General features: G+C 45.2%; 23 protein-coding genes and 2 pseudogenes. 8 read left to right on the forward strand and 17 right to left on the reverse strand.

Features of this window, described 5'->3' with window-relative positions; all coding sequences use genetic code 11:
- Window positions 1-133 precede the first annotated feature (133 nt).
- The 7 genes and pseudogenes from BST99_RS03025 to BST99_RS03055 form a co-directional block, all read right to left on the reverse strand.
- Window positions 134-2,360 (reverse strand): annotated as a pseudogene (locus BST99_RS03025) (NADP-dependent isocitrate dehydrogenase).
- 432 nt (window positions 2,361-2,792) lie between these two features.
- A complete protein-coding gene (gene rplS / locus BST99_RS03030) occupies window positions 2,793-3,143 on the reverse strand; it encodes a 50S ribosomal protein L19 (protein ID WP_105000483.1) in 351 nt (116 codons plus the stop codon).
- Window positions 3,144-3,241: 98 nt separating this feature from the next.
- Window positions 3,242-3,921, reverse strand: a pseudogene (trmD, locus tag BST99_RS03035) (tRNA (guanosine(37)-N1)-methyltransferase TrmD).
- Window positions 3,922-3,941: 20 nt separating this feature from the next.
- On the reverse strand, window positions 3,942-4,394 hold the full coding sequence (locus BST99_RS03040; protein ID WP_105000484.1) for a GNAT family N-acetyltransferase: 453 nt from the start codon (window positions 4,392-4,394) through the stop codon (window positions 3,942-3,944).
- 17 nt (window positions 4,395-4,411) lie between these two features.
- Window positions 4,412-5,014, reverse strand: coding sequence for a tRNA (guanine-N1)-methyltransferase (locus BST99_RS03045; RefSeq protein ID WP_146106183.1), 603 nt, complete (start codon window positions 5,012-5,014; stop codon window positions 4,412-4,414).
- Window positions 5,015-5,090: 76 nt separating this feature from the next.
- Window positions 5,091-6,539, reverse strand: coding sequence for a glyceraldehyde-3-phosphate dehydrogenase (locus BST99_RS03050; protein WP_105000486.1), 1,449 nt, complete (start codon window positions 6,537-6,539; stop codon window positions 5,091-5,093).
- 143 nt (window positions 6,540-6,682) lie between these two features.
- A complete protein-coding gene (locus tag BST99_RS03055; protein WP_105000487.1) occupies window positions 6,683-8,062 on the reverse strand; it encodes a trypsin-like peptidase domain-containing protein in 1,380 nt (459 codons plus the stop codon).
- 127 nt (window positions 8,063-8,189) lie between these two features.
- Here BST99_RS03055 and dapF point away from each other — a divergent pair, with 127 nt between their 5' ends.
- The 4 genes from dapF (at window position 8,190) to BST99_RS03075 (ending at window position 11,447) form a co-directional block, all read left to right on the forward strand.
- Window positions 8,190-8,996, forward strand: coding sequence for a diaminopimelate epimerase (gene dapF / locus BST99_RS03060; protein ID WP_105000488.1), 807 nt, complete (start codon window positions 8,190-8,192; stop codon window positions 8,994-8,996).
- The gene (locus BST99_RS03065) at window positions 8,993-9,517 is read left to right on the forward strand and encodes a GNAT family N-acetyltransferase (RefSeq protein ID WP_105000489.1); all 525 of its coding nucleotides are present in this window, start codon (window positions 8,993-8,995) and stop codon (window positions 9,515-9,517) included. The genes dapF and BST99_RS03065 overlap by 4 nt, the downstream gene beginning before the upstream one ends.
- On the forward strand, window positions 9,514-10,557 hold the full coding sequence (gene mltG / locus BST99_RS03070; protein ID WP_105000490.1) for an endolytic transglycosylase MltG: 1,044 nt from the start codon (window positions 9,514-9,516) through the stop codon (window positions 10,555-10,557). The genes BST99_RS03065 and mltG overlap by 4 nt, the downstream gene beginning before the upstream one ends.
- A gap of 203 nt (window positions 10,558-10,760) precedes the next feature.
- Complete coding sequence (locus tag BST99_RS03075) at window positions 10,761-11,447, forward strand: hypothetical protein (RefSeq protein WP_181044136.1); 687 nt, start codon at window positions 10,761-10,763, stop codon at window positions 11,445-11,447.
- Between the two features lies 1 nt (window position 11,448).
- Here the strand turns inward: BST99_RS03075 and BST99_RS03080 are convergent, their stop codons facing one another.
- Genes BST99_RS03080 through dnaA form a run of 3 tightly spaced genes read right to left on the reverse strand, consistent with a single transcriptional unit; the run spans window position 11,449 to window position 14,042 of the window.
- Window positions 11,449-12,156: an SAM-dependent methyltransferase gene (locus tag BST99_RS03080; protein WP_105000491.1), complete on the reverse strand. Its 708-nt coding sequence runs from the start codon at window positions 12,154-12,156 to the stop codon at window positions 11,449-11,451.
- Window positions 12,153-12,608: a low molecular weight protein-tyrosine-phosphatase gene (locus BST99_RS03085; protein WP_105000492.1), complete on the reverse strand. Its 456-nt coding sequence runs from the start codon at window positions 12,606-12,608 to the stop codon at window positions 12,153-12,155. Before BST99_RS03085 ends, BST99_RS03080 begins: the two co-directional genes overlap by 4 nt.
- 9 nt (window positions 12,609-12,617) lie before the next feature.
- Window positions 12,618-14,042, reverse strand: a complete 1,425-nt coding sequence (gene dnaA / locus BST99_RS03090; RefSeq protein WP_105000493.1) for a chromosomal replication initiator protein DnaA — start codon at window positions 14,040-14,042, stop codon at window positions 12,618-12,620.
- A gap of 194 nt (window positions 14,043-14,236) precedes the next feature.
- Between dnaA and BST99_RS03095 the strand changes: the two genes are divergently transcribed.
- Window positions 14,237-14,659 carry an acyl-CoA thioesterase gene (locus BST99_RS03095; protein WP_105000494.1) on the forward strand — a complete coding sequence of 141 codons (423 nt, stop codon included), beginning with the start codon at window positions 14,237-14,239 and terminating at the stop codon, window positions 14,657-14,659.
- Here BST99_RS03095 and BST99_RS03100 read toward each other — a convergent pair.
- Genes BST99_RS03100 through ribD form a run of 4 tightly spaced genes read right to left on the reverse strand, consistent with a single transcriptional unit; the run spans window position 14,656 to window position 17,819 of the window.
- Window positions 14,656-15,267, reverse strand: a complete 612-nt coding sequence (locus tag BST99_RS03100; protein WP_105000495.1) for an IMPACT family protein — start codon at window positions 15,265-15,267, stop codon at window positions 14,656-14,658. The two genes, BST99_RS03095 and BST99_RS03100, sit on opposite strands and share 4 nt — an antisense overlap.
- Before the next feature lie 2 nt (window positions 15,268-15,269).
- Complete coding sequence (locus BST99_RS03105) at window positions 15,270-16,130, reverse strand: DMT family transporter (RefSeq protein WP_105000496.1); 861 nt, start codon at window positions 16,128-16,130, stop codon at window positions 15,270-15,272.
- The gene (locus BST99_RS03110; protein ID WP_105000497.1) at window positions 16,123-16,752 is read right to left on the reverse strand and encodes an HAD family hydrolase; all 630 of its coding nucleotides are present in this window, start codon (window positions 16,750-16,752) and stop codon (window positions 16,123-16,125) included. Before BST99_RS03110 ends, BST99_RS03105 begins: the two co-directional genes overlap by 8 nt.
- Window positions 16,749-17,819 (reverse strand): bifunctional diaminohydroxyphosphoribosylaminopyrimidine deaminase/5-amino-6-(5-phosphoribosylamino)uracil reductase RibD, encoded by a 1,071-nt coding sequence (gene ribD / locus BST99_RS03115; protein ID WP_146106184.1) that lies wholly within the window; start codon window positions 17,817-17,819, stop codon window positions 16,749-16,751. Before ribD ends, BST99_RS03110 begins: the two co-directional genes overlap by 4 nt.
- A gap of 21 nt (window positions 17,820-17,840) precedes the next feature.
- Between ribD and BST99_RS03120 the strand changes: the two genes are divergently transcribed.
- Genes BST99_RS03120 through ligA form a run of 3 tightly spaced genes read left to right on the forward strand, consistent with a single transcriptional unit; the run spans window position 17,841 to window position 21,229 of the window.
- Entirely contained in the window at window positions 17,841-18,338 is a 498-nt protein-coding gene (locus BST99_RS03120; RefSeq protein ID WP_105000499.1) for a GNAT family N-acetyltransferase, read from the forward strand.
- Complete coding sequence (gene prmC, locus BST99_RS03125; RefSeq protein ID WP_105000500.1) at window positions 18,338-19,213, forward strand: peptide chain release factor N(5)-glutamine methyltransferase; 876 nt, start codon at window positions 18,338-18,340, stop codon at window positions 19,211-19,213. The genes BST99_RS03120 and prmC overlap by 1 nt, the downstream gene beginning before the upstream one ends.
- Window positions 19,214-19,231: 18 nt before the next feature.
- Window positions 19,232-21,229 (forward strand): NAD-dependent DNA ligase LigA, encoded by a 1,998-nt coding sequence (ligA, locus tag BST99_RS03130; protein ID WP_105002418.1) that lies wholly within the window; start codon window positions 19,232-19,234, stop codon window positions 21,227-21,229.
- Window positions 21,230-21,233: 4 nt separating this feature from the next.
- Here the strand turns inward: ligA and BST99_RS03135 are convergent, their stop codons facing one another.
- Genes BST99_RS03135 through BST99_RS03145 form a run of 3 tightly spaced genes read right to left on the reverse strand, consistent with a single transcriptional unit; the run spans window position 21,234 to window position 23,450 of the window.
- Window positions 21,234-21,875 carry a hypothetical protein gene (locus tag BST99_RS03135; protein WP_105000501.1) on the reverse strand — a complete coding sequence of 214 codons (642 nt, stop codon included), beginning with the start codon at window positions 21,873-21,875 and terminating at the stop codon, window positions 21,234-21,236.
- Complete coding sequence (locus tag BST99_RS03140) at window positions 21,868-22,635, reverse strand: hypothetical protein (protein ID WP_146106185.1); 768 nt, start codon at window positions 22,633-22,635, stop codon at window positions 21,868-21,870. Before BST99_RS03140 ends, BST99_RS03135 begins: the two co-directional genes overlap by 8 nt.
- Entirely contained in the window at window positions 22,632-23,450 is an 819-nt protein-coding gene (locus BST99_RS03145; protein WP_105000503.1) for a DUF4349 domain-containing protein, read from the reverse strand. Before BST99_RS03145 ends, BST99_RS03140 begins: the two co-directional genes overlap by 4 nt.

Consider the following 23,450-nt stretch of genomic DNA (forward strand, 5'->3'; position numbering starts at 1 on the left):
TAGACCAAATTAATGCTCCATTGAAAGAAATCAGCGGGCATGACCTTCAAAGAAGTCGATTAGTGCTAAATGGTCTTCCTCTAAGGTAAAGAAAGATGGTCTAACCTCCTTGAAATTAACAGTTCCTTAAAGTCTAGGCTTTAGAAAAGGATTCTAAGGCCTTATTCAAGGTTTTACTGGGACGCATGGCTATTGCCGTTTTCTCCGGATCGGGGTGGTAATAGCCGCCGATATCCATCGCCTCGCCTTGCGCTTGAATTAACTCTTCGAGTATAATCGTTGAGTTTGTGGTTAGGTCTTGAGCCAGAGAACTGAATTTTTCGGCCAGTTCAGCGTTAGCAGTCTGTTTGGCCAATTCTTCGGCCCAGTACATAGCCAAATAGAAGTGGCTGCCTCTATTGTCCAATTCGTTCACCTTGCGAGAGGGTGATCGGTCTTCGATCAAGAAATGCTCCGTCGCTTTTCCCAAGGCATCAGCCAGGGCGGCGGCTACAGGATTGTCGTATTTTTCGGCATAGTGTTCTAATGACACTTCCAGGGCGAGGAATTCCCCCAATGAATCCCAACGAAGGTGGCCTTCTTCCAAGAATTGCTCAACGTGCTTTGGCGCAGAACCACCGGCTCCGGTTTCGAATAAGCCTCCTCCATTCATCAGAGGAACAATCGAGAGCATTTTGGCACTGGTGCCTACCTCCAAAATAGGGAAGAGATCCGTAAGGTAATCCCGAAGAACGTTTCCAGTCACCGAAATAGTGTCTAATCCTTGGTGAATACGCTCTAACGTGAATCCGGTCGCTTCTACTGGAGAAAGAATATGAATTTCTAATCCACTGGTGTCTTCTTCTGGCAAATAGGCATTGACCTTTTCAATAAGCTCTGCATCGTGAGCTCTGTTCTTATCTAGCCAGAAAACCGCAGGTGTTTGCGTAGTACGTGCTCTTTTGACCGCCAGTTGAATCCAGTTTTTAATCGGGGCATCCTTTACCTGGCACATTCTCCAGATATCTCCTTCCTCCGCGGCATGCTCCAAATGCACCTCCTGTATCTTGGCGAATAACCTGAACGGTCCCCGCTGCACTTAGCTCAAAGGTTTTGTCGTGAGAGCCGTACTCCTCGGCTTTTTGGGCCATGAGTCCAACATTGGGTACAGTGCCCATGGTGCGCGGATCCAAAGCGCCGTTCTTTTTACAAAAATCAATAGTGGCTTGGTAAATACCTGAATAACTGCTATCCGGGATAAGGGCCTTGGTATCTTCCAGCTCTCCGGCCGTGTTCCACATCTGACCGGAGTTGCGAATCATGGCAGGCATGGAAGCGTCGATGATGACATCACTAGGGACATGCAAGTTGGTTATTCCTTTATCAGAATTGACCATTGCCAATTGAGGGCCATTGTCCAGCTGCTTGTTAATCGCCGCAAGGATGGCTTTCTTCTTTGGGTGATCGGATTCCTCTAATCGGATCAACATGCTTTCCAATCCATTGTTTGGGTTGACCCCGATTTCTTCCAGTTCAGAGCCAAAATCAGCATACAATTCTTGGAAGTACGTTTGGAAGACGTGACCAAAAATGATGGGGTCAGAGACCTTCATCATGGTTGCCTTCAGGTGAAGAGACAAAAGAATATTGTTGGCCTTCGCTTCTGCGATTTCTTTTTGCAAGAAAGCCAAAAGGGCCTTTTTGCTCATTATTGTAGAATCGATGATCTCACCGGCTTGAAGAGCTATGCCTGATTTTAGTACTTGACGTTCTCCATTTACCTTGACCAAAACAATGTCAACAACCTGCGCTTCTTTTAGGGTAATGGACTTTTCGTTTGAACGAAAATCTCCAGAGCTCATGGTCGCCACATGGGTATTGGAATTGGAAGACCAAGCCCCCATACGGTGTGGGTTTTGCTTGGCGTAATTCTTTACCGGTTTCGGTGCACGTCGGTCGGAGTTACCTTCTCGAAGTACTGGATTGACAGCGCTACCCTTAACGCTATCGTAGCGTTTTTTAATTTCTTCTTCTTGCGCATTAGCAGGTTCGTCCGGATAATTCGGTAAGCCGAATCCTTGACCTTGCAGTTCCGCAATGGCTTCCTTCAGCTGAGGAATGGAAGCACTGATATTGGGTAGCTTGATGATATTCGCATCCGCTGTCTTGGCTACAGCCCCCAATTCGCTCAACGCGTTATTTACTTTTTGGTCCTCTGAAAGAAAATCAGGAAAAACAGCTAAAACGCGTGCCGCTAGGGAAATATCACGTGTTTCAATCTGAATACCAGCGGTTTGAGTATATGCCTTAACAATAGGTAAAAAGGAATAAGTGGCAAGAGCAGGAGCTTCGTCTGTCTTTGTGTAAAGAATAGAGGCCATTAACGGTTGTTTTTAAGCGGTGCAAATATACAACATTTGCCGCGCCTTTTGGGTAGGAATTGCGGCTTAAGCCCCATAAATAAAAGGAAAAGCCATACGCACGGGATTGAACACGAGCATATGGCTTTTGAAAGAGGCCTTGCCTCTTCTGGAATAGTCCTCACCTAAGCTCTTACCATAGTAAGTTAAAGTTTGGACTATCGGTTACGAAGAACTTTTGATTCTTGTCAGGAGATACTACATGGGTACTCCGCTCACAGACCAAAATCTTCTGAAGTGTTGATCACCCTACTAGGTTGACCACTAAATCTTACAGCAATTTAGAGAAAAATACTCTTCGCAAAAGGAAAAGAAATTAACTAGAAATAAACAGCTTATCCACAAGTGTTATAAACAATTGTGAACAGCAAAAATGAAAATGCAGAGTGTGGGTTACTTGCGAACCTCTTTGATACGGGCTTTCTTACCCGTAAGTCCTCGGAAGTAGAAGATACGAGCGCGACGTACTTTACCTTTCTTGTTGATCTCAATCTTTTGAAGTGCCGGCATATTGATAGGGAAGATACGTTCTACACCTACCGTTCCTGACATCTTACGGATTGTAAAGGTTTCGGTCGCTCCGCTACCACGACGTTGAATAACCACCCCTTTGAAGAACTGGGTTCTGGTTTTTTCACCTTCCTTAATTTCGTAGTATACTGTAATGGTGTCTCCCGCTGAGAATTCAGGAAAGTCTTTTTTCTCTACAAATTGTTCTTCTACGAAATTGATCAAAGAATCCATGGTCGTCTATTTTTCGAAGCACCGAAGTGCGGCTTAATCTTAAATTGACTGCAAAATTAATTCTTTATTTTAATACGGCAACCTTTTTTTGAATGATTTCACTCCTTATCGAGTAAATCTGGTCGTCGTTCTTGCGTCCTTTTTAAGGCTTGTTCTTCTCGCCAGGCATCAATCTTGGGTGTATTCCCACTGAGGAGTATTTCGGGAACCTTCCAATCCTTGTATTCAGCAGGGCGGGTATACACAGGTGGAGCGAGTAATCCATCCTGAAAACTGTCCGTCAGGGCAGAGGTTTCGTCATTCATCACCCCCGGAATCAAACGAATAATACTATCAGATACGACGCCGCGGCCAACTCTCCTCCAGAAAGAACATAATCTCCAATCGAAATTTCGTGGGTAATCACATGATCCCTTAACCGTTGATCGACCCCTTTATAATGTCCACAGAGAAGGATGATGTTTTCAAAAAGACTATAGCTGTTGGCATCACTTTGTTCCCAGGGTTTTCCGTCCGGGGTAAGATAGGCCACCGCCTGATACTCTCGTTGACTTTTGAGTTCTTCAATGCATCGGTCCAAAGGCTCTATCATCATCACCATACCGGCTCCACCGCCAAAAGCGTAGTCATCTACCTGCCGGTAATTACCGGTTGCATAGTCCCTGGGATTGTGAAAGTGAATTTCCACCAATTCATTTTGGATAGCCCGTTGAAGAATGGAGGCTTCGAACGGACTCTGAATCAGTTCAGGAAGTAAGGTGATGATATCGATACGCATAGTGCAGTGCTGAAATCGCTCTAGTTCTTTTCCGGATTAGTCCAAAAATAGTGAAGCATCGCTTCGTCTTTGATCCAACCCAGGGATTCGTACAATTTCTGAGCCGGATTGTCGAGGGCTGTTTCTAAAGACAAACCTTTATTCTTTTCAAAGATACAGTGTGTCTTAGCTTCTTCCAGCAGTGCTTTTGCCACTCCTTTATTCCGGTAATCGGGATGCACAAAAAGATCATTCAGAATTAGCAGGGGTTTTAGGCTAACCGTAGAATAACTGGAGTAGAGCTGGGTAAAACCCACGGGCTTCCCTTCATAGGTTCCTATAAAGATGACGGAATCCTTCTTTTGTAACCGCTCTTTGAGAAAGCGCTTGCAGTTTTTTTTATTGGAATCCTGGCCGTAAAACAGCCGGTATTCATGAAGGAGCTCGGTAAGCTCTTTCAAAAAATCTGGAGTCGCCCTGCGGATTCCGATCATAAACTGGACAAGCTAGGTTATTTCTTCTTCTTGTTGTTGCGTTCGTCCAGCAATTCTCTGCTCAGCTTTTGTTCTCTGTCCAACGCCCATCTGCGGTGTTGTTCAAATTCTTGTTCCATTTCTTCCAAGGCGGACTTGGCTTGTTGAGTGAGGAAATTGCTGTTTCTAAATTTAAAAATAAAAAACAACAGGCCTCCGAGAAGACTTAGAATCAAGGTCCAGCTGATCACCCGGTAAGATGATTTCGTGCTTGGAATACCCAAAAAGGCCATGGAGTTTTTTTCTTTCTCCAGGGTTACATTGGTTTGCGTTATCGCGTTATACAGGGCCTGTACAGAATCGGTTTTTTGAATTTGAGCACTCAATTGCTTGTCCAAACTGCGTCGGTGTGCTGTCGCCTTGTCCATAGAGTCTTGAATAACCTCCTTAAATCCAATTAGTTGCAACTCGCGAATGGTCCGGTAGCGAACCCCGCGGTTTTTATACAAACTGTTCTTTTGGGTCATCAAGGAGTCCAATTGTTCCGTTAAGCTCTTAGGAGCCACAGATACTTGTTCCTGGGCGTGGAGTGGTGCGCTAAGGGCCAAGAAGAGTAGACCCAAAAACATGGGGTATTTCATAGGTAATCGATTTAGAGCAGAGCGAAGGTAGTCGTTTCTATAGAATCACCAAAGATAGGTAGGCTTACTTTAACGTCTAGTAGTACGTAAATCTCCTCACTTTTGCGATGTACTTGGCCAGTCGAATCACCTGGTGCGAATACCCGTATTCGTTGTCGTACCAGATATAAAGCACCAATTGTTTCCCATCCTGAGAGACCAAAGTCGCCTTGCTGTCATAAATAGAAGGCGCTGAGGCACCAACAATGTCAGAAGAAACGAGTTCGTTGCTCAAGGAGTACTTGATCTGCTCTACCAAATCGCCCTCCAGGGCATACTTCTTTAGTAAAGTATTAACCGTTTCTTTGGTGGTCTTTTTCTTCACCTCCAAATTCAAGATGGCCAAAGAACCATTCGGTACAGGAACGCGGATGGCATTGGAAGTCAATTTGCCTTCTAAAACAGGCAGGGCTTTTGAAACAGCTTTTCCCGCACCCGTTTCTGTGATCACCATATTCAAGGCCGCTGCACGTCCACGTCTGTACTTACTGTGCATATTATCGACCAGGTTTTGGTCATTGGTGTAGGCGTGAATGGTCTCGATATGTCCTTTTTGAATACCCAAAGAATCCTCGATCACCTTGAGTACTGGGGTAATCGCATTGGTGGTGCAAGAAGCTGCGGAGTAGATCTTGTGGTCTTCCGGCGGGAAGTTCATTTGGTTTACCCCGTGAACAATATTGGGGATCTCTTTCCCCGGAGCGGTAAGGAGAACCTTGCCAGCTCCTTTGGCTTCCAAATGACGCGAAAGGGCTTTTTTATCGCGGAAGGCTCCGCTGTTATCAATAATGAGGGCGTTGAAAATCCCGTATGCGGTGTAGTCAATGGTTTCTGGTGCAGAGGATGAAATCAGATAGACGGTGGTTCCGTTGATGACCAGCGCCTTCTTTTTCTTGTCTACTTCCACTGTGCCGCTAAAAGGACCGTGCACGGAATCTGTGCGCAAAAGGGCTGCACGCTTCTCCATATTGTCAGGAGTCAGTTCACCGCGCAAGACAATGGCACGGAGACGCATTTGGTTGCCTTTTCCTGTTTTGGCCATGAGTTCTCGGGCAAGAATTCGACCAATCCGTCCAAAGCCATACAGGACGACATCTTTGGGTTGAATCTCTTTGGATTTTTCTGCGCCTTTAAGCTTTTCTAATACGAAGGCTTTGACATTGAGATGCGTGTGGTCTTGGGAGTGGTATTCGTAAGTGAGCTTTCCGATATCCAGTTTAGCAGGAGGGAGGCTAATGTCATTAATCGCCCGCAGGATTTCTACAGAATCAAAAATCGAAATCGGCTTTTGAACAAATTCTCCCGCATATTCGTGCAGGTGGATAATGTCGCTCACATTGAGATCGATGACCTGATTTTTGAACAATACGATCTCGATGGATTTGTCGTACCAGAGATCGCTGGTAATTTTAATGAATTCTGTTGAAGCTTTTCTTCTGTCGGCCTGAAAGGCCAATTCCTTCTCGTAATTAGAAAGATCGCTCATAAAAGATGAAAAAAGGGTTAGATTTTCGATGGCAAAAGTACTTGTTTCAAACGTTTTCGTAAAATATTTCGTGTAAAGAAAACCCCAGCCTTTAAGCCGGGGTTTTATTTCTTCTTCTGGACTGTTAGAAGCCCGTGAATTATCTACTGGATTAAACGTTCTCGATCTCCATCCTTATTAATGAAGGTAATGGATCGAAGCTCGTATTGTGATAGTCCTGACATAATGCGATTGGCGTCCTCAATATTTCGGATAGGCTCATCATTCACTTCTACAATGACTTTATTGAGAAAGCTTTCTCTTTGGTTTCTGGCAATAGCGACGACTTTCACGCCTTTGCTGACCCCAAAGGTTTTGCGATCGCTTTGGGTTAGGTTCTTTACCCGTAGACCCAAAGAGTTGATGTCTACATAAGAGGCCTTTTTAAGCGTAACCGGCAAATTGAGAACCTTTCCTTCCCGTTCGAGACTAACTTCAATCTGATCTCCAGGTCGTTTGGAGGCCAAGTAACCCGTCAGTTCTTCAAATTTACGGACCTGAATTTCGTCCACCCCTTTGATAATATCGCCTTCTTGTAGTCCGGCCTCGTCGGCCCCCGATTCTTCTTCAACTGTAGAGACGTAAACGCCTTCAATTTCATTCAAGCCTAGCTCAATTGCTCTGGTCGTATTAAGTCGGGGAGCACTAATACCCAATAGTCCTTTTTGAACATTTCCAAATTCCATGAGGTCTTCAACGACTTTCTTGGCAATATTAGAAGGGACGGCAAAAGAGTAACCCACATAGGATCCCGTTTGAGAGGTGATCGCAGTATTGATACCAATAAGATCCCCATTGGTGTTGACTAGGGCTCCACCGCTATTTCCCGGATTAACAGCTGCATCCGTCTGAATGAACGACTGGTTTCGAACACGGGACAAAGAGCGCGCTTTGGCACTGATAATACCTGCGGTAACCGTAGAAGTTAGGTTGAAAGGGTTCCCAACAGCGAGCACCCATTCGCCGATTTGAGCCTGATCGGAATTTCCAAAGGCCAAATAGGGCAGGTCTTCTTCCGCATCAATCTTTAGAAGCGCAATATCGGTATTGGGATCGGCTCCGATGATTTCGGCTTCGTAGATTTTGTTGTTGTTCAGCGTAACCTGTAGTTGTACGGATTTGTCAATCACGTGGTTGTTGGTGACAATGTATCCATCAGGAGATATAATGACACCTGAACCAGTGCCTACTTGAGGACGCTGACGTGCTTGGTTTCCGTACCAAAAGTCAAGAAGCCCTCCAGAACCACTGTTGCCAGCGGTGACGTTTTTTACGTGCACAACAGCATGCACTGTTTTTTGGGCAGCGATCGTAAAGTCGGCCCCGGAATTGTTGGCGACTCCCGCGCGGGTTGGGACAAATGAACTTTGGTCATCTGTACCGATAAAGCGATAAGTGGGTTGATCAAAAAAGAGTTTATAGGCCCCTAGCGTGACGGCTCCCGCCAAAAGGGCGACCAAGAATAATCCGGCTGCTTTTTTCATGGGAAATTAATTTATAGTAATGAATACTGTTAAAATTAAATTTTCCATTGGATCCTTCTCTTTTGTTTAACGCTGCTTTAACTGTCAAAAATTCCTTAAAGATTCCCAGTATCTTTGCAGTCCAAGCATGGCAACAATAGACTTTTTCAAATACCAGGGGGCCGGAAATGACTTTGTGATCGTTCGTCCCGAGTTCAATAAAGCAGTTAAAGACAAGACAGCTTTGATTGAGCGTTTGTGTGATCGCCGCTTTGGAATCGGAGCTGATGGTCTGATTCTATGGGAAAAAGGCCAAGAGGAGGGAGAAGATTTTCAGATGGTTTACTACAATTCCGATGGGAGAGAAAGCACCCTATGCGGGAATGGAGGGCGCTGTATTGCTGCTTTTGCTTTTCAGGTGCAGGAATTACCCCAAAGCATGCAGTTCACAGCCATCGATGGTCCACATCAGGCCGAAGTCGAGGAGCAATCGCCCGGGAATTATTGGGTGCGTTTGCAAATGCCTGATGTAAAGGAGGTTAAAACTACGAATAAGGGGATGTGGATGGACACAGGATCTCCACATCATGTCGAGTTTGTTAAGAATCTCGCTACCTACCCGGTCGAGGACAGAGGGCGAGAGATTCGCAACAGTTACGGAACCGCGGGCAGTAATGTAAATTTTATTGAGTTTGATGCCCAAGGAGAATTGGGTATTCGCACCTACGAAAGAGGGGTGGAGGGAGAAACCCTCGCCTGTGGTACTGGTGTGACGGCGGCAGCGCTGGCCGCTTATCAGCAGGGCTTGACTGCAAAAAATAAAATTGGGTTGCAAGCCCAAGGCGGAAAACTGCAAGTAGAGTTCGAACCCCATGAAGGGGGATTCAAGAATGTCTGGTTAAGTGGCCCGGCTAAGTTTGTATTTAAGGGAACCATTGATCTCGAAAAACCATGAGTCTTTTTCAGGGAGAACATATTCGTTTACGACCACTCGAGCCACAGGATTTAACCTTTTTGGAGGAAGTCGAGAACAACCCGGAGTTTTGGGAGATCAGCCATACCGTCGCTCCCTTTGCCCGATATACCCTAGAGCGATATCTAGAACATTCGACTAAAGATATATACGAGGTACGGCAGCAGCGTTTTGTCATTGCCTTGCAGGACAAGCTGTTGGGCTTTGTTGATCTTTTTGATTTTGATCCCTTTCATAAAAGGGCTGGGGTAGGGATAGTTATTGCAGATCCAGAAGACAGAGGAAAGGGCTACGCAAAAGAAGCACTGAACCTTTTGATGGAATACGCTTTTGTTCAGTTGGACCTGCACCAGCTCTTCGCCAATATTCTGGAAGAAAATCAAAAGAGCATCGCCTTGTTTGAAAATTTAGGTTTTAATGCCGTTGGGCTCAAAAAAGATTGGGTATTTTACCAGGGCTCTTTTAAAAACGAACTCTTGTTCCAAAAACTAAAGAAGTCATGAATTTAAAACGCGTTGTTTGGGCCGTGGCCCTCTTGGGATTGGTCATTTGTGGATTTATTTCATACCAGATTTACCAAGCAGTTTTTGCAGTCAACACGAATTTTGAGAACGAGCGCAGGGCGATTTACCTGCCAACCGGTGCAAACCTGGCAGATCTGGAGCAGCAGCTCTCGCCCAATATTAAGAACTGGAATTACTTCTTGGCCGTTGCACAGCGCAAAGGTTATGTAAGCAGAATTAAACCGGGCAAGTATGTCTTGCTCGCTGGAATGAACAACAACGAAATCGTCAACACCCTGCGCTCACAAAATACTGCGGTCCGGGTGACCTTTAACAACCAAGAGACCCTCGGAAGTTTAGCCGGGAGAATCAGTGCGCAAATCGAGGCCGATAGTCTATCCTTACTCGAGGAATTTACATCAGGTGAGTGGGTAGATGATCTGGGATTAGATGAAGACACCGCTCTTTCCGCCTTCTTACCGAACAGCTACGAGTTCTTTTGGAATACATCCGCCGAGGAATTCTGCAAGCGAATGATCAAGGAACACAAGACTTATTGGACTGAAGAGCGCATCGAATTGGCCAAGAAGCAGGGCCTAACTCCGGTTCAAGCGTATACTCTGGCTTCGATTGTCCAAAAAGAAACAGCCAAAGCTAGTGAAAGACCTCGCGTCGCTGGGGTGTATTTGAATCGCTTAAAGAAAGGGATCAAATTACAAGCCGATCCAACCGTGATCTATGCGGTAAAGCAGTACAGTGGTAATTACGATACCATAATCAAAAGAGTACTGAACAGAGACTTGGCGGTAGATAACCCTTACAATACCTATAAATACAAAGGCCTACCCCCGGGACCCATTGCGATGCCTGATTTGAGTGCCCTAAATGCTGTACTAGAGCCGGAGGAGCACGACTACTACTACTTTGTCGCGGATATGGAGCGTCCAGGCTTTCATATGTTTGCCAAAACATTGGCTCAGCACAGCCGAAATGCACAGCAATATTACAAGTGGATTAACGCCCAAGGGATCCGACGGTAGTTATTCGTCGGTAAAAAATGTCCCTTAATCGTTAAACCATTCGTCGAGAAAAGTGTCATTGAACCGTTTTTCTTTCCTCTTGGACGAAGATCAGGCACAATTCGGTTAATTTTTGCCCAAATCTTACACCCGAAAAAAGAGGGCCTTCTATATTTGGTCACGGAAATATAATCTCTAGCCCCAAGGAGATTGAAAACCTTTCTATGAGAAAATGGATATGGATGTATTTTCACATCGGACTAATGGTTATTGCGACCCTTCACGGGTTGGCGAACCGACCTGCCCAAGAAAATTTAGTACAACTTCCCTCGTCTTTAGAGGTCGTTGATCCTGTTGCATTAAAATACCCCGCCTGTCCTGAAGACTACACGGACTGGCGAGAAACCATCCCAAAAATTGTTGTTGTGCCCGCTTTAGAAAAAGACCTTGTTGGTTTTAAAGAAGCGCTTGGTTTTAAGGAGTCTCGCGGAGATTACTTTACCATCAACACCTTGGGTTATATGGGCAAATACCAGTTTGGTAATTCTACCCTGGGCTCTTTGGGCGTCTACGATGCCGAGCGTTTCATGAAAAATCCAAAGATGCAAGAAGAGATCTTTGTGATGAATCTTTCTCGAAACAAATGGATCTTACGGCGTTACATCGCGGCTTACGATCAAAAATGGGTAGAAGGACATCGAATTACAGAGTCTGGTATTCTGGCTGCAGCTCACCTCGCGGGGGCTGGAAATGTCAAGAAGTACCTGAGCTCATTAGGCGAGCAAGACACCTATGACGCCTATGGAAGCTGTATTTCGGATTATATTCAGGAGTTTTCTGGATACGATTTGGAGGATTTGCCAGCTATTCACAATCCTCGTTGGAATAAGTCTGCTATCGTAGGGCAGTAGGCTAAGCCTGAATCACGTAGATAGTAGGGCGTTTGTTGAGGTCCCACAAATTGGATTCCCACTCCGCTATGGACCGGGTTTTGATTTGCTCACTTTCTAGGGTAATATCTGTTGCGATGCAAAGCATGGTTTCTGGGTGTAGGAACTTGATCAAGTCTCCGACCATCTTGTCGTTCCGATAAGGAGTCTCCATAAAGATCTGTGCCTGGTCTTCTTCTCTCGATTTTTTCTCGAGTTGTTTGATAGCTTTCTTTCGGTCTGCACTCTCAATAGGCAAGTACCCATTAAAAGCAAAACGTTGGCCATTCAATCCTGAGGCCATCAAAGCTAGTAGAATGGAGGAGGGCCCGACCAAAGGAACCACTTGAATGCCTTTTTGGTGAGCAATGCGAACAATATCTGCACCGGGATCTGCTACCCCTGGACAGCCTGCTTCGGACATCAGACCAATGTCATGGCCTTCTAAGCAGGGATTTAAGAATTCCGGTAAGATGGTGGGTTCCGTAAACTTGTTCAGCTGCTCAAAGTGCAAATCCCCTTGAGCTTTACCAGAACTCAGTCTTTTGATAAAGGCCCGAGCCGTTTTTTCATTCTCGGCGATATAGTGATCAATCTCTTCAATCGCTCTTTTATTTGAAATCGGAAGGACCTCTAAAGGGGCGCTGTCACCCAGGGTGATGGGTATCAAATAGAGTTTACCTTGTTTCATGCGGTTTCAAGTTTCTTTACGATCACTTGGCTGGCTGCAAGAACCAAATCGTAAACATACTGAAAGCCCTCTTCGCCGCCGTAATAGGGATCTGGGACTTCCTCAACTGAATTCTTTAAAACGGATAAAAAAAGCTTGGCTTTTTTAGCGGTTTCTGCATCAGGTGCGAGCCTTCGAACATCCGCCAAGTTCTCTTTATCCATGGCAAAGATATGATCGAATAACTGAAAATCCTGGGCTTTGAATTGACGGGCTCTTTGCTGGCTGATATCCAATCCGTTTGCTTTCGCAATGGCTATGGATCTTCTGTCAGGTGCTTTTCCGACGTGGTAGGCTCCTGTTCCTGCAGAATCCACTACGACTTTGTTGGAGTCAACTAGATGTTCTAAAACACCATGTGCTAAGGGCGAACGGCAAATGTTTCCCAGACAAACCAAAAGTACTTTCTGCATAGAAATGACTTAGACGAACTTTTTATTTAAGTCTTCGATGTATTTGCGGAACTGTTTGTCGGTTTCCGCCAGGTTATCAACGGTTTTACAAGCGTGTAAAACGGTAGCGTGGTCTCTTTTTCCTATTTGCGAACCTATACTCGCCAGAGAAGCCTTGGTGTATTTTTTCGCAAAGAACATGGCCAATTGACGAGCCTGTACAATGTGTCTTTTACGGGTTTTCGACTGCAGCGTGGCCACATCCATCTCAAAGTACTCGGCTACCATTTTCTGAATGTAGTCGATGGATACTTCGCGTTTGGTATTCTTGACGAATTTATCAACCACCTCCCTGGCCAATTCCAGGGTGATGTCCTTCTTGTTGAAAGAAGACTGAGCCATCAGTGAGATGAGTGCGCCTTCTAATTCTCGAATATTGGACTTGATATTCTTGGCGATGTAGTCGATAATTTCTTCCGGCATCTCTGTACCATCTCGGTACATCTTATTTTTGAGGATCGAAATCCGTGTTTCGTAATCTGGACTTTGCAGCTCAGCGGAAAGTCCCCACTTAAAGCGTGAGAGGAGGCGTTGCTCGATGTCCTGCATATCAACCGGTGCCTTATCAGAGGTCAGGATCACTTGCTTTCCGTTCTGATGAAGGTGATTGAATATGTGGAAAAATACATCCTGAGTACCAGCCTTACCGGACAAGAATTGAACGTCATCAATAATCAGCACATCGATGAGCTGGTAGAAATGAATAAAGTCATTTCGGGTATTCTTTTTGACAGAATCAATGTACTGTTGCGTAAATTTTTCTGCCGAAATGTAAAGAACAGTTCGTTCCGGGTGTTTGTCTTTTATTTCAACACCAATCGCGTGTGCCAGGTGTGTTTTACCTAATCCTACTGCACCAAATATGAGCAAGGGGTTAAAAGAAGTTCCTCCTGGTTTGTTGGCGACCGCCATTCCTGCCGAACGCGCAAGTCGATTGCTGTCTCCTTCCAAAAAGCTGTCAAACGTATAGGTCGGATTGAGCTGCGATTCAATTTTGATATTTCGGATACCCGGGATCACAAAAGGATTCTTGAGTTCTGGATTTTTGGAAGCCACGGGGACGTCAAGCTCCTGTGAAGGTACCGCCGAGCGGTTTGCACTCGGAATTTTTTCGGTGTACGGATGTTTGTTTCCATAGCGGTTTTCCATCTTAATAATGTACACCAATTTTGCATTTTCTCCCAATTCTTTTCTCAGAGCCACTTTGAGCAACTTGACGTAGTGTTCCTCTAACCACTCATAGAAAAATTTGCTGGGTACTTGAATGCTTAATGCGCTCTCCGTAAGCCGAACCGGTTTGATTGGTTCGAACCACGTTTTGAACGCCTGCGGCTGGATATTGTCCTCTATAAAAGCCAAACAATTATTCCATACCGAAGTAGCAGAAGCAGTCATACACGTAATCTCTTTAATTAGGTGGTTAGTGAGTAAGTCCTAAGGTTCAAAACTTATTTGGGGGTATCTCCGAATGAGATGAGGCAAATATGTAAACAATAATTTGAAAAAAAAAGCGGCTACCTCATTGAATAATTTGTTTTTTTTTCAGAAGTTATTGACCCGCTCAAAACTTTCCTTTAACAATAAGCTAAATGTCACGTAATACCCTGTATTCCCACGAAATAAGTCTCCGTACGCGTTATGGCGAAACAGACCAGATGGGGATTATATACCACGCTAACTATCTGAAATACATGGAGATGGGCCGCATTGAGTGGCTCCGGAGCTTGGGTGTTTCTTACCGGGATTTAGAAGAGCAAGGGTGGTTGCTTCCGGTCATAAAGGCCGAGATGGACTTCAAAAAATCCGCTTATTACGACGAGTGCTTATCAGTGCGAACCTACCTGCTCCAAATGCCACTGGTTCGCATCTCCTTTGGGTACGAAATCCTGAACAAAAAAGAAGAACTTTTGGTGGAAGCAAAAACCACTTTAGCCTTCATGGATAAATCAACTTTTAGTCCTGTTCGGTGTCCGGATTTTTTAATGGAAAAATTAAAAGCGCAGCAATCTTAATCCACCTGCTTGGATCGAAGAGGGGGGTATTTAGCCGTTTCATTTTGCCAACGACCAGATTGAGACTGAGCGAATCGGACGAGGTAGTGGCATTCGGTGCCGAAATCCCGTTGCAGGATCTCTCCTCCAACAGAATGTACCAACCGATCGGCACGACTCTGTTGATCGTACGAAAAGTACAAAGTCCATTTCTCCTGGATAACATAGGGTATTTTATGAGCGCTTTGCAGGGTTTCTGCAGCGCAATCCCCGTAGGCTTGTATAAGGCCTCCAACACCGAGCTTGGTGCCTCCAAAGTACCGCACAACCACCACTAAGGCTTGGGTGATGTCTTGGCCTTGGAGTTGACGGTAAATGGGCATACCGGCAGAATTACGGGGTTCTCCGTCATCGTTTGCCCTAAAGTGATTGTCATCTCTTCCCAATCTCCAGGCGTAACAATGGTGATTGGCTTGAGGGTGCTGCTCTCGCAAACTACTCAACGCCTGTTGAATATCGTCTTCATCTTGAACAGGAAAAGCAAATCCCAGGAATTTGCTCTTACGCTCCTTTAGCTCTACAGGACCGATCTGATTTTCAATGGTGTAAAAGGCTACTTCTTCTATCATTACTATAACGCCAAGAGCACAATACTGGTTAAGGCCAGAAGAATTCCCAGACTTTGCATAAGACGTAAGCGTTCTTTAAAAAGGAATATACCTATGAGTGTTGTAAGAACGACAATGGCCACATTGTTTAGGGTAAAGATCGTTGCACTGCCCCAATCATCCATATTCAACGCCCGAAGTAAAAAGTAAATCGAGAAGTAATTGGGAATACCCAAGGCTATACCCCCGGCTAAATCCCGGAGCTTTGGGCGGGGCAGATGGCCCCTTTGCAATCCAGAAAAGACGATCCCGGAGACAGCAGCAACCGCAAAGACCAGACAAGAGAAAAGCGGGAACAAGGTATCGGTCAAATAACCTTCTCTGATAAAGTTGATACTGGTATCAATGACGCCTGAACCCAAGAAAATCAAGAGAGGGAGCCAAAGTGTTTTAGAAGATACTGACTGTTTGGTACTTCCTGGTGCAGTGATCATATAAACGGCAGCCAAAGCCAAAACAATTCCTCCAATTTGAATCGTTGAAACCGTTTCTTTTAAGAAGATTAATCCGAAGAGTACAGGAATCACCAAGGACATTTTGGTCGCTACGGAGGCGATACCTACCCCGATTTCTTGGGCCGTTCGCGCCATTAAATTAAAGATGACAATAAAGAGGACCCCAAGGACCAGACAGCCCCAAATCCAGGGCATGGACTCCGGCCAAGCCGTTTGTTCTTCCTGAAAGTAAAACAGCAATCCCAAACTCGCCGCCGTAGCGTAATTCACAATAATTCCATAAAGGGTATATACTTTGTATTTGGGAAAAAGCTTAAAGGCGATAAAAATGCAAGCGGAGCTGAGGACACTAAAAAGAAGATCAAGCATGGTCTAATTGTTTAGGTAGGTCAATAATATCTTGTTGTCCTACCTGTAAGTGCCAGGTTTGAATACCCAAAAGTCCGGCGGAATCCGTGTTTTCTTTTGTGTCGTCTATAAATAGGGTTTCTTCAGAACGCAAGGCTTGCTCGGTAAGTACTTGTTCATAAATCTCTGCATCGGGTTTGCGCATGCCCATTTCGTAGGAAAGGTAAAAACCCTTAAAAAAGCCTTTAAACTCTGCGTAAGCAAGCTTTCCCATAGCTTCTTTTACAAAATCGATGTGCCATTCGTTGGTGTTGCTCAGCAGAAAGAGCTCGAACTGTTCGTTGGTTTTTAGTTTTCTGAGAAATTCCAATCGGTAAGCTGGAATATCCTTCAGGATCGCATTCCATGCGTCTTGTATTTGGCTCGGTTGAGCCTTGGGAATCATTCGCTGGAGTTCTTGGGCGAAAAAAGCGGTACTTACGGTACCTTTTTCGTAAGCCATAGCCAGTTGACTCATTTCTTCGGTGGGTTGATCATACCCAAAACGTTGCAGTTCCTTCAGAGTGGCCGGCTTGTCTAAATCGATAAAAATATCTCCGAAATCAAAGATGATGTTCCGAATTTTTTCGGGTTTGGTAATCATATAAGAAAGCTGTTTTGGGTGTTTTTGTAGAATTCCAATTGGTTATTTCCGATGGCTTCCTGTCGGATAAAATCGGCTTTAAATTGGGGAGCAGCAACACCATCCCCTAATTCAACAGGAGAACGGAAAAGGCGAATTTCGTCCCATTGGCCGGAATGGAGGTAGGTACTCAAGGTGAAAGCCCCTCCTTCCACCAAGAGACTGTTGCACTGTTTACGGTGTAAATAGCCAGCGACTTGCTTCGGAAGCTCATTAACAGAGCCTCGAATCTGCTCAACTTCGATAGGAGCTAGAGCAGCGTAGGTCATGCCTTGGTTGACAAAAAGGGTGGTGGGGGCACTTTGATCAAAAATAGGAGAGTGAGGGCTGGTTTTTCCCTGAGGATCAATCAGGATTCGTCTCGGTGAAGGGCCCGCCCAATCTCTGGCGGTTAATTGGGCTTGGTCTTCTTCTGCTGTTTTCCACCCAATAAGAATGGATTGAATTTCTGTCCGGTATTGGTGAACCCGTTGTCGTGCCGCTCGGTTGGTTAGCCAAACTGGAGTTTTCTCGGTACGGGTACTGGCCAAAGGAGCGATAAAACCATCGGCACTCTGCGCCCATTTTAATACCGTGTAGGGTCTTTTTTGCTCCTGTGCGGTCAAAAAGAACCGCAGCTCACTGCGAATTTCTTCTTCCAAAACGCCTACGTGAACCTGGCGACCCGCCTCCAGCAAGCGGTGAATCCCTTGGCCAGCCACCTGAGGATTGGGGTCCAATATCCCCACCACAACTCGTGGAATACCGGATTCAAGTATCCTATTTACACAAGGGGGAGTCTTACCATAATGGCTGCAGGGTTCCAAACTCACATAAATCGTGGCTTTAGAAAGCACGTCTTGGTTTTTTACGGAAGACAAGGCCATTACTTCGGCATGAGGCCCCCCAAAAGCCTGGGTGTATCCTTCTCCGATCACCTGCCCATCGCATTCGATAATACAGCCAACTGCGGGGTTTGGAGAGGCGGCCGGAAAGCCCATTCGCCCGAGCTGTATACAGCGCTTCATGAATTTTTCCTGTATCTTCACAAGCCCAAAAATACAGCAATAATGCCTGATAATTCTGCCCCCGTTTTACGCTCTATTCAAGCCAAAGACAACCAAAAAATGGCGACTTTAATCCGTTCTGTTCTGGAAGAGTTGAATGTCCCTAAGGTAGGAACAGCTTATGAAGACAAAGCCTTGGACGATTTAACCGAAGCCTATAGAGAAGAGAAAGGAGACTATTTTGTGGTAGAATCCCAGGGAGAGCTGGTTGGAGGAGCGGGTATTGGTTCGCTTCCCAATGCCAAAGCCGAAGTGTGCGAATTGCAAAAGATGTACTTTTCTCCTGCCGCTCGCGGTAAAGGCTGGGGGGATCTGATGATGAATAAATGCCTAGAAGCTGCCAAGGATTTAGGGTATAAACAAGTGTATATTGAGACCATGCCCTACATGAAGGCCGCACAGAAATTGTATGTACGTCATGGGTTTGAATACATCGATGCTCCTTTGGGAAATACGGGTCATTATTCCTGCCCGGTTTATTTATTGAAAACATTGGATTAGTGCTTCTAAAAGATATAGAGCAGATTTTCTTAAAGGAATTATCGGACGTCATGCCTTTAGAAGAGATCAAGACGGCCTTTGCCTGGTTGATGGAGGATTACTGTGGCCTGGCGCGATTCGCTTTGGTGATGGATCCAGGTTACACCGTCGATAAACCGACAGAAACCCTCTTTTTTAATGCCCTGAATCAACTTAAGGAAGGCGAGCCTATTCAGTATGTATTGGGTTATGCTTCTTTTCTCGGTGATGTATACGACCTAAATAGAGCGACTTTAATCCCACGTCCAGAGACGGAGGAGTTGGTGGAGTGGGCCGCCTTATTCCTAAATGAACTAGGGGCCGCCGAGTCAATGCAGCACCCGCCTTTGCACATCCTTGATGTAGGTACAGGCAGTGGGTGTATAGCCACTCAATTGGCTAAAAAATTCCCGGAGAGTGTGGTGAAAGCGATAGACTATTCACCGGAGGCACTCCAAATGGCTCGGGTCAATGCAGATAAACTCGAGGTGCATGTCGACTTTCTGCAAGAAGATGTCTTGGGGGAACATTGGAAACACCAGACCAAATACCACCTCATTGTTTCTAATCCGCCTTATGTCCTGGAATCCGAAGCAGAATCCATGGCGACCAGGGTAAAGGAATACGAGCCTTATGCGGCCTTGTTTGTATCGGACGAAGATCCCTTGGTTTTTTACCGAGCCATTGCCCTTTTTGCAAAACAGCATCTGTATCCTGGTGGAGGATTGTATTTTGAAATTAACGCTTTGAAGGAGGCCCCCCTTCTATACCTATTGAAAGAAATGGGGTTCACGGGAATCGAATCCAGAGCTGATTTTCGAGGCAAGGCTCGTTTTATCCGAGCCCAAATCCCTTAATTTTGGGTCATGAATGAGATTGAACAGCGCATCCAATTGCTGAGGGAAGAATTGCATCAGCACAATTACCTGTACTATACCAAAGACGCGCCGATTATTTCGGATCGGGAGTTTGATTTACGTTTAAAGACGCTGCAGGATCTGGAAAAAGAACACCCAGAATTTTACGATCCCAATTCTCCCACCCAACGGGTAGGTGGTCAAATCACCAAAGATTTCCAGACGATAAAGCATCTGAATAGAATGTATTCTTTGGACAATACCTATACCAAAGAAGAACTTCAGCAATGGGAAGATCGCCTTTTGCGCCTTAGCGGCCTTCCAACCTTGGAATACACTTGTGAGCTCAAGTATGATGGCGCATCGATAAACCTGACTTACCAAAATGGGGCATTGCTCAGAGCGGTCACCCGGGGAGATGGAGAACAGGGAGATGAGGTTACGGCCAATATGAAGACCATTGCATCACTGCCTTTAAAATTGCAAGGGGAAAGCCCAGAGCTTTTTGAGATCCGTGGAGAAGTTATCATGACCCGCGACGGCTTTGCGGAGTTAAATAAAGCCAGAATTGCGGCAGGGGAAGATCCCTATATGAATCCCCGCAACACAGCCTCCGGCAGTCTTAAACTGCAAGACAGCAGCCAGGTGGCGCAACGCCCTCTTGATTGTTTGCTCTACCATCTTTTGGTTCCTGGACAAGAAGAAGGAACCCACTTTGGTCTTCTCCAGCAAGCGCGTGAATGGGGGTTTAAAGTTCCGGAGGCTGGGGTCGTTTGTAAGAACTTGGAAGAAGTCTATGCCTTTATAGAAGAGTGGGATCAGAAGAGAGAAGATCTGCCTTACGAAACTGATGGGGTTGTGATTAAGGTAAACGATTTACGAATTCAACAAGAGTTGGGGTATACCTCCAAAGCTCCTCGATGGGCAGTCGCCTATAAATTCCAGACCGAACAAGCCTTGACTCGCCTAGAAGGTATTCACTACCAAGTGGGGCGCACAGGGGCTATTACCCCTGTGGCTCATCTGCAGCCTGTTCTGTTGGCGGGAACCACGGTGAAACGCGCTTCTTTACACAACGCAGATCAAATCGCCAAACTGGATATCCGTGTAGGCGACTGGGTTTATGTGGAAAAGGGAGGAGAAATCATCCCCAAAATCATTGGCGTGGATTTAGCCAAGCGAAAACCAGAATCTACGCCTACTAATTACGCAGAGCACTGCCCGGAATGTGGAACACCTTTGGTTAGAGAAGAGGGTGAAGCACAGCATTACTGCCCGAACGAAGTCTCCTGCCCACCTCAAATTACCGGAAAGATTCAGCATTTTATTTCTCGAAAAGCAATGGACATAGAGGGGATCGGGTCCGAAACAGTCGACCAACTTTTCCAAGCCGGCTTGATTAACGATTACACCGATCTATATCAATTGGGTGTGAAAGATTTATTGCCTCTGGAGCGAATGGCTCAGAAATCAGCAGAAAACCTGGTCAATGGGGTAGAGGCGTCCAAAAATCAACCCTTTGAGAAAGTACTTTTTGCTTTGGGAATACGGTTTGTGGGCGAAACTGTTGCCAAAAAACTTGCTCGCCATTTTAAATCCATACAGGCCTTACAGCTGGCTAGTCAAGAAGAATTGGAATCCGTTGACGAAATTGGAACGCGAATCGCCCAAAGTGTGGTTGACTTTTTGAGTAATGCAGAGAATCTTGCGCGTATCGAGCGCTTGCAAGCGCAGGGATTGCAGTGGGAATTGCAAGAGTTGGCAGAAGGTGAGTCAAAAGGGAACACTCTGGGAGGTCTAAAATTCGTAGTGTCGGGCGTGTTTACAGACCACAGTCGGAACGAAATCAAAGGAATGGTAGAAGCCCATGGAGGCAGTATCGCCTCCAGTATTAGTTCCAAGACAAGCTATGTCTTAGCCGGGGATCAGATGGGCCCGAGTAAAAAAGCAAAAGCAGAGAAATTGGGTATTCCTCTGCTTTCTGAACAAGAATTCTATGCTATGCTGCAGGGGTGAGTATTTATCCTCCCTGTTTTTGGATCAAACTTTTCCTTTTAAGAATTTCGGCGTTTCTCACCTTTATTTTTGTTTCAAGTTTACCTTGAAGATTTTGAAGGTTTAAAGTTTTAGAATTACTCGCTCTGGTTTTTAGCGCCATTCTAGACTTTATTGTTTTTAGTATTGATTCCGCGGAGTCAGAATCATTGATAGGATTTAAAATTTCTTCATCCAATAGGTTTAGCTGGGTATTTCTGGTGTTTTCCTCATAGATTTCGAAGAATCGGTCCGGTTCTACTGCTATAGTTCGGTGAATTAATTCGTTATACATCTGTCGAAATTCGGCATTTGTTTTGCACTGGATTTGATTGGTGCAAATTGCGTTTTTGATTTCTTTTTTTGTTAAAGATTCTTTTTGCAGCAGTTGAGCGATGTAACGGGTATCACAAGGAGTACATTTCTCAAAACGGTAAGAGTATTTGATTTTTGGCTGACTTTGAAGTTTCTTTCTTGATTCTTGATATTTCACCGCGTTTTTATTCCTCAAATTATTGAGTAAAGGGCGTTGAATTGAATCTTTTTGGTCATTGTCTTTTTGCTGAGCATTCAGGTTGAGGCTAAAACAAAAAACAAGAGCGAACAGGATTGTGGCTAAATTATTCATACAGTGTTTCTATTTCGTTAATTAATTGATTTCGGGTCTCTTCATTTTCACGAAAGATATAAACGATACCTTCTGAATTCCCGGTGGTATATTTTGGTGGATCTTCCCAATTGGGTATACTAAAATCAAAAAGAGCCATAAAGTCGTCAACTTGGTCGGGGTGTATCGTTGGGCATCCTTGAGAACCTCGACTGTTATAGTTTCCCTTATCAGAAAATCCAGTATGAACGTTGGCGTACTGCACTTCTGTGTTTTGTAAGCTCCAGCTGTAGCCTGGAACGATTCGCACTGCATCCGTATTTACCAGATTTAACCCTTGTTTTGTCTGCCCTTTATGTCCACTTAAATTATTGAAATAATGAGGGCCTTCTGAAACTCGATTTGGCCGATCAGATCCTGACGGATTCTCTTGAGAGTTAGGATAAGTACTGCCGTTGAATGGGCCATATCGGCGTTTATTGGTGTTGTCCAGAACATAAACTAAAGCGGTATAAGAGGTTCCGGCAATACCCGCATCATCAGGTAGGTTTTCTTGATCTATGAAGAAGACTTCTATTGGAGGGAGTAATTCCTCGGGAGCAGGCTCCACAGGATCAATGGGTGTGAGTTCCTCTGAAGAATCATCTTCAGTAGGTTCGATTACCTCTACGGGGGGGGTATTGTCCTCCTGTTCTTGAGGTGTTCGGTCTAAAGACTTGCATGAGGACTGCAGAAGCAGTGCAAGCATTAAAAGAATTCCATGTAATCGGTAGTGTTTCATGAGTTTTTCGATTTAATTCGTGTTATTTGTTTTCTTATTATAAGGATCGCAAATCCACTCAGGAGAAGGAAGGGCCAGATGTTGACTAAGCCAACCAAAAACCAGACCAGATTTCTCCACCCTGAACGGAATCCATTGCTGAATTCTTTGCCGAAGGCAGTGACCTTGGGGGTTTCTTTGTAATACGTAATCTGAATGGAAGAGAGGCTCACCTGATTCTTGAGGTAATTCAGTCGGCCTTCCATAGATTCGATATCGCTTCTCAAACTGTTGATTTCGCGTTCAATCTCCAGAATTTCCTTAACATTCTGGGCTTTTTTGAGGATTTCCTGGTACCGGGCTTCCAGTTCTTTTTTGTTCTTCATACGGGCTTCCACATCCAGGAACTCTTCAGTGACATCTCGTGCGCTGATGTCTTTGACATCAAATTGTTCAACACCGCCAGAAATGTCTTCAATAAAGCCGTCAAAAGAACGAGAAGGGATACGTACGTTGACGGTTGTGGATTGTCTTCTTTCTGTATTGTAGCTCTGCTCAGAACCCATATACCCTTGGTACTTCTTTACCGCTGATTGGATTTGCTGGCTGGTGGCCTCGAGATTCTCGGTTTCGAATTCCAGTCGACCATTGCGGATGAGCATGCGTTCGGACTGTACTACCTGATCGGTTTCTTGAACAGGTGAATTCGACGGAGCCTTAAATTCCTCTACCATGGAAATTTCGGAATTGGGAACACCTTCGGAGCTACCACCTCCGCAGGCCAAGGCCAATAAAGAAATCCCGATGGCAATTGTAAAGGACTGAATATATTGCAT

This window comes from Aureicoccus marinus (genome assembly GCF_002954325.1).
GTDB classification, from domain to species: Bacteria; Bacteroidota; Bacteroidia; order Flavobacteriales; family Flavobacteriaceae; genus Aureicoccus; species Aureicoccus marinus.

What these genes read in the sequence shown, in the direction of transcription:
- BST99_RS03075 (WP_181044136.1), top strand. Translation starts at nt 10,761, where the DNA reads ATGAGAAAATGGATATGGATGTATTTTCACATCGGACTAATGGTTATT.
- BST99_RS03040 (WP_105000484.1), bottom strand. Translation starts at nt 4,394, where the DNA reads ATGATCGGAATCCGCAGGGCGACTCCAGATTTTTTGAAAGAGCTTACC.
- BST99_RS03045 (WP_146106183.1), bottom strand. Translation starts at nt 5,014, where the DNA reads ATGAAATACCCCATGTTTTTGGGTCTACTCTTCTTGGCCCTTAGCGCA.
- BST99_RS03055 (WP_105000487.1), bottom strand. Translation starts at nt 8,062, where the DNA reads ATGAAAAAAGCAGCCGGATTATTCTTGGTCGCCCTTTTGGCGGGAGCC.
- dnaA (WP_105000493.1), bottom strand. Translation starts at nt 14,042, where the DNA reads ATGACTGCTTCTGCTACTTCGGTATGGAATAATTGTTTGGCTTTTATA.
- BST99_RS03135 (WP_105000501.1), bottom strand. Translation starts at nt 21,875, where the DNA reads ATGAATAATTTAGCCACAATCCTGTTCGCTCTTGTTTTTTGTTTTAGC.
- mltG (WP_105000490.1), top strand. Translation starts at nt 9,514, where the DNA reads ATGAATTTAAAACGCGTTGTTTGGGCCGTGGCCCTCTTGGGATTGGTC.
- BST99_RS03100 (WP_105000495.1), bottom strand. Translation starts at nt 15,267, where the DNA reads ATGATAGAAGAAGTAGCCTTTTACACCATTGAAAATCAGATCGGTCCT.
- BST99_RS03145 (WP_105000503.1), bottom strand. Translation starts at nt 23,450, where the DNA reads ATGCAATATATTCAGTCCTTTACAATTGCCATCGGGATTTCTTTATTG.
- BST99_RS03085 (WP_105000492.1), bottom strand. Translation starts at nt 12,608, where the DNA reads ATGCAGAAAGTACTTTTGGTTTGTCTGGGAAACATTTGCCGTTCGCCC.
- BST99_RS03120 (WP_105000499.1), top strand. Translation starts at nt 17,841, where the DNA reads ATGCCTGATAATTCTGCCCCCGTTTTACGCTCTATTCAAGCCAAAGAC.
- BST99_RS03080 (WP_105000491.1), bottom strand. Translation starts at nt 12,156, where the DNA reads ATGAAACAAGGTAAACTCTATTTGATACCCATCACCCTGGGTGACAGC.
- BST99_RS03105 (WP_105000496.1), bottom strand. Translation starts at nt 16,130, where the DNA reads ATGCTTGATCTTCTTTTTAGTGTCCTCAGCTCCGCTTGCATTTTTATC.
- BST99_RS03110 (WP_105000497.1), bottom strand. Translation starts at nt 16,752, where the DNA reads ATGATTACCAAACCCGAAAAAATTCGGAACATCATCTTTGATTTCGGA.
- rplS (WP_105000483.1), bottom strand. Translation starts at nt 3,143, where the DNA reads ATGGATTCTTTGATCAATTTCGTAGAAGAACAATTTGTAGAGAAAAAA.
- BST99_RS03050 (WP_105000486.1), bottom strand. Translation starts at nt 6,539, where the DNA reads ATGAGCGATCTTTCTAATTACGAGAAGGAATTGGCCTTTCAGGCCGAC.
- BST99_RS03065 (WP_105000489.1), top strand. Translation starts at nt 8,993, where the DNA reads ATGAGTCTTTTTCAGGGAGAACATATTCGTTTACGACCACTCGAGCCA.
- BST99_RS03095 (WP_105000494.1), top strand. Translation starts at nt 14,237, where the DNA reads ATGTCACGTAATACCCTGTATTCCCACGAAATAAGTCTCCGTACGCGT.
- BST99_RS03140 (WP_146106185.1), bottom strand. Translation starts at nt 22,635, where the DNA reads ATGAAACACTACCGATTACATGGAATTCTTTTAATGCTTGCACTGCTT.
- dapF (WP_105000488.1), top strand. Translation starts at nt 8,190, where the DNA reads ATGGCAACAATAGACTTTTTCAAATACCAGGGGGCCGGAAATGACTTT.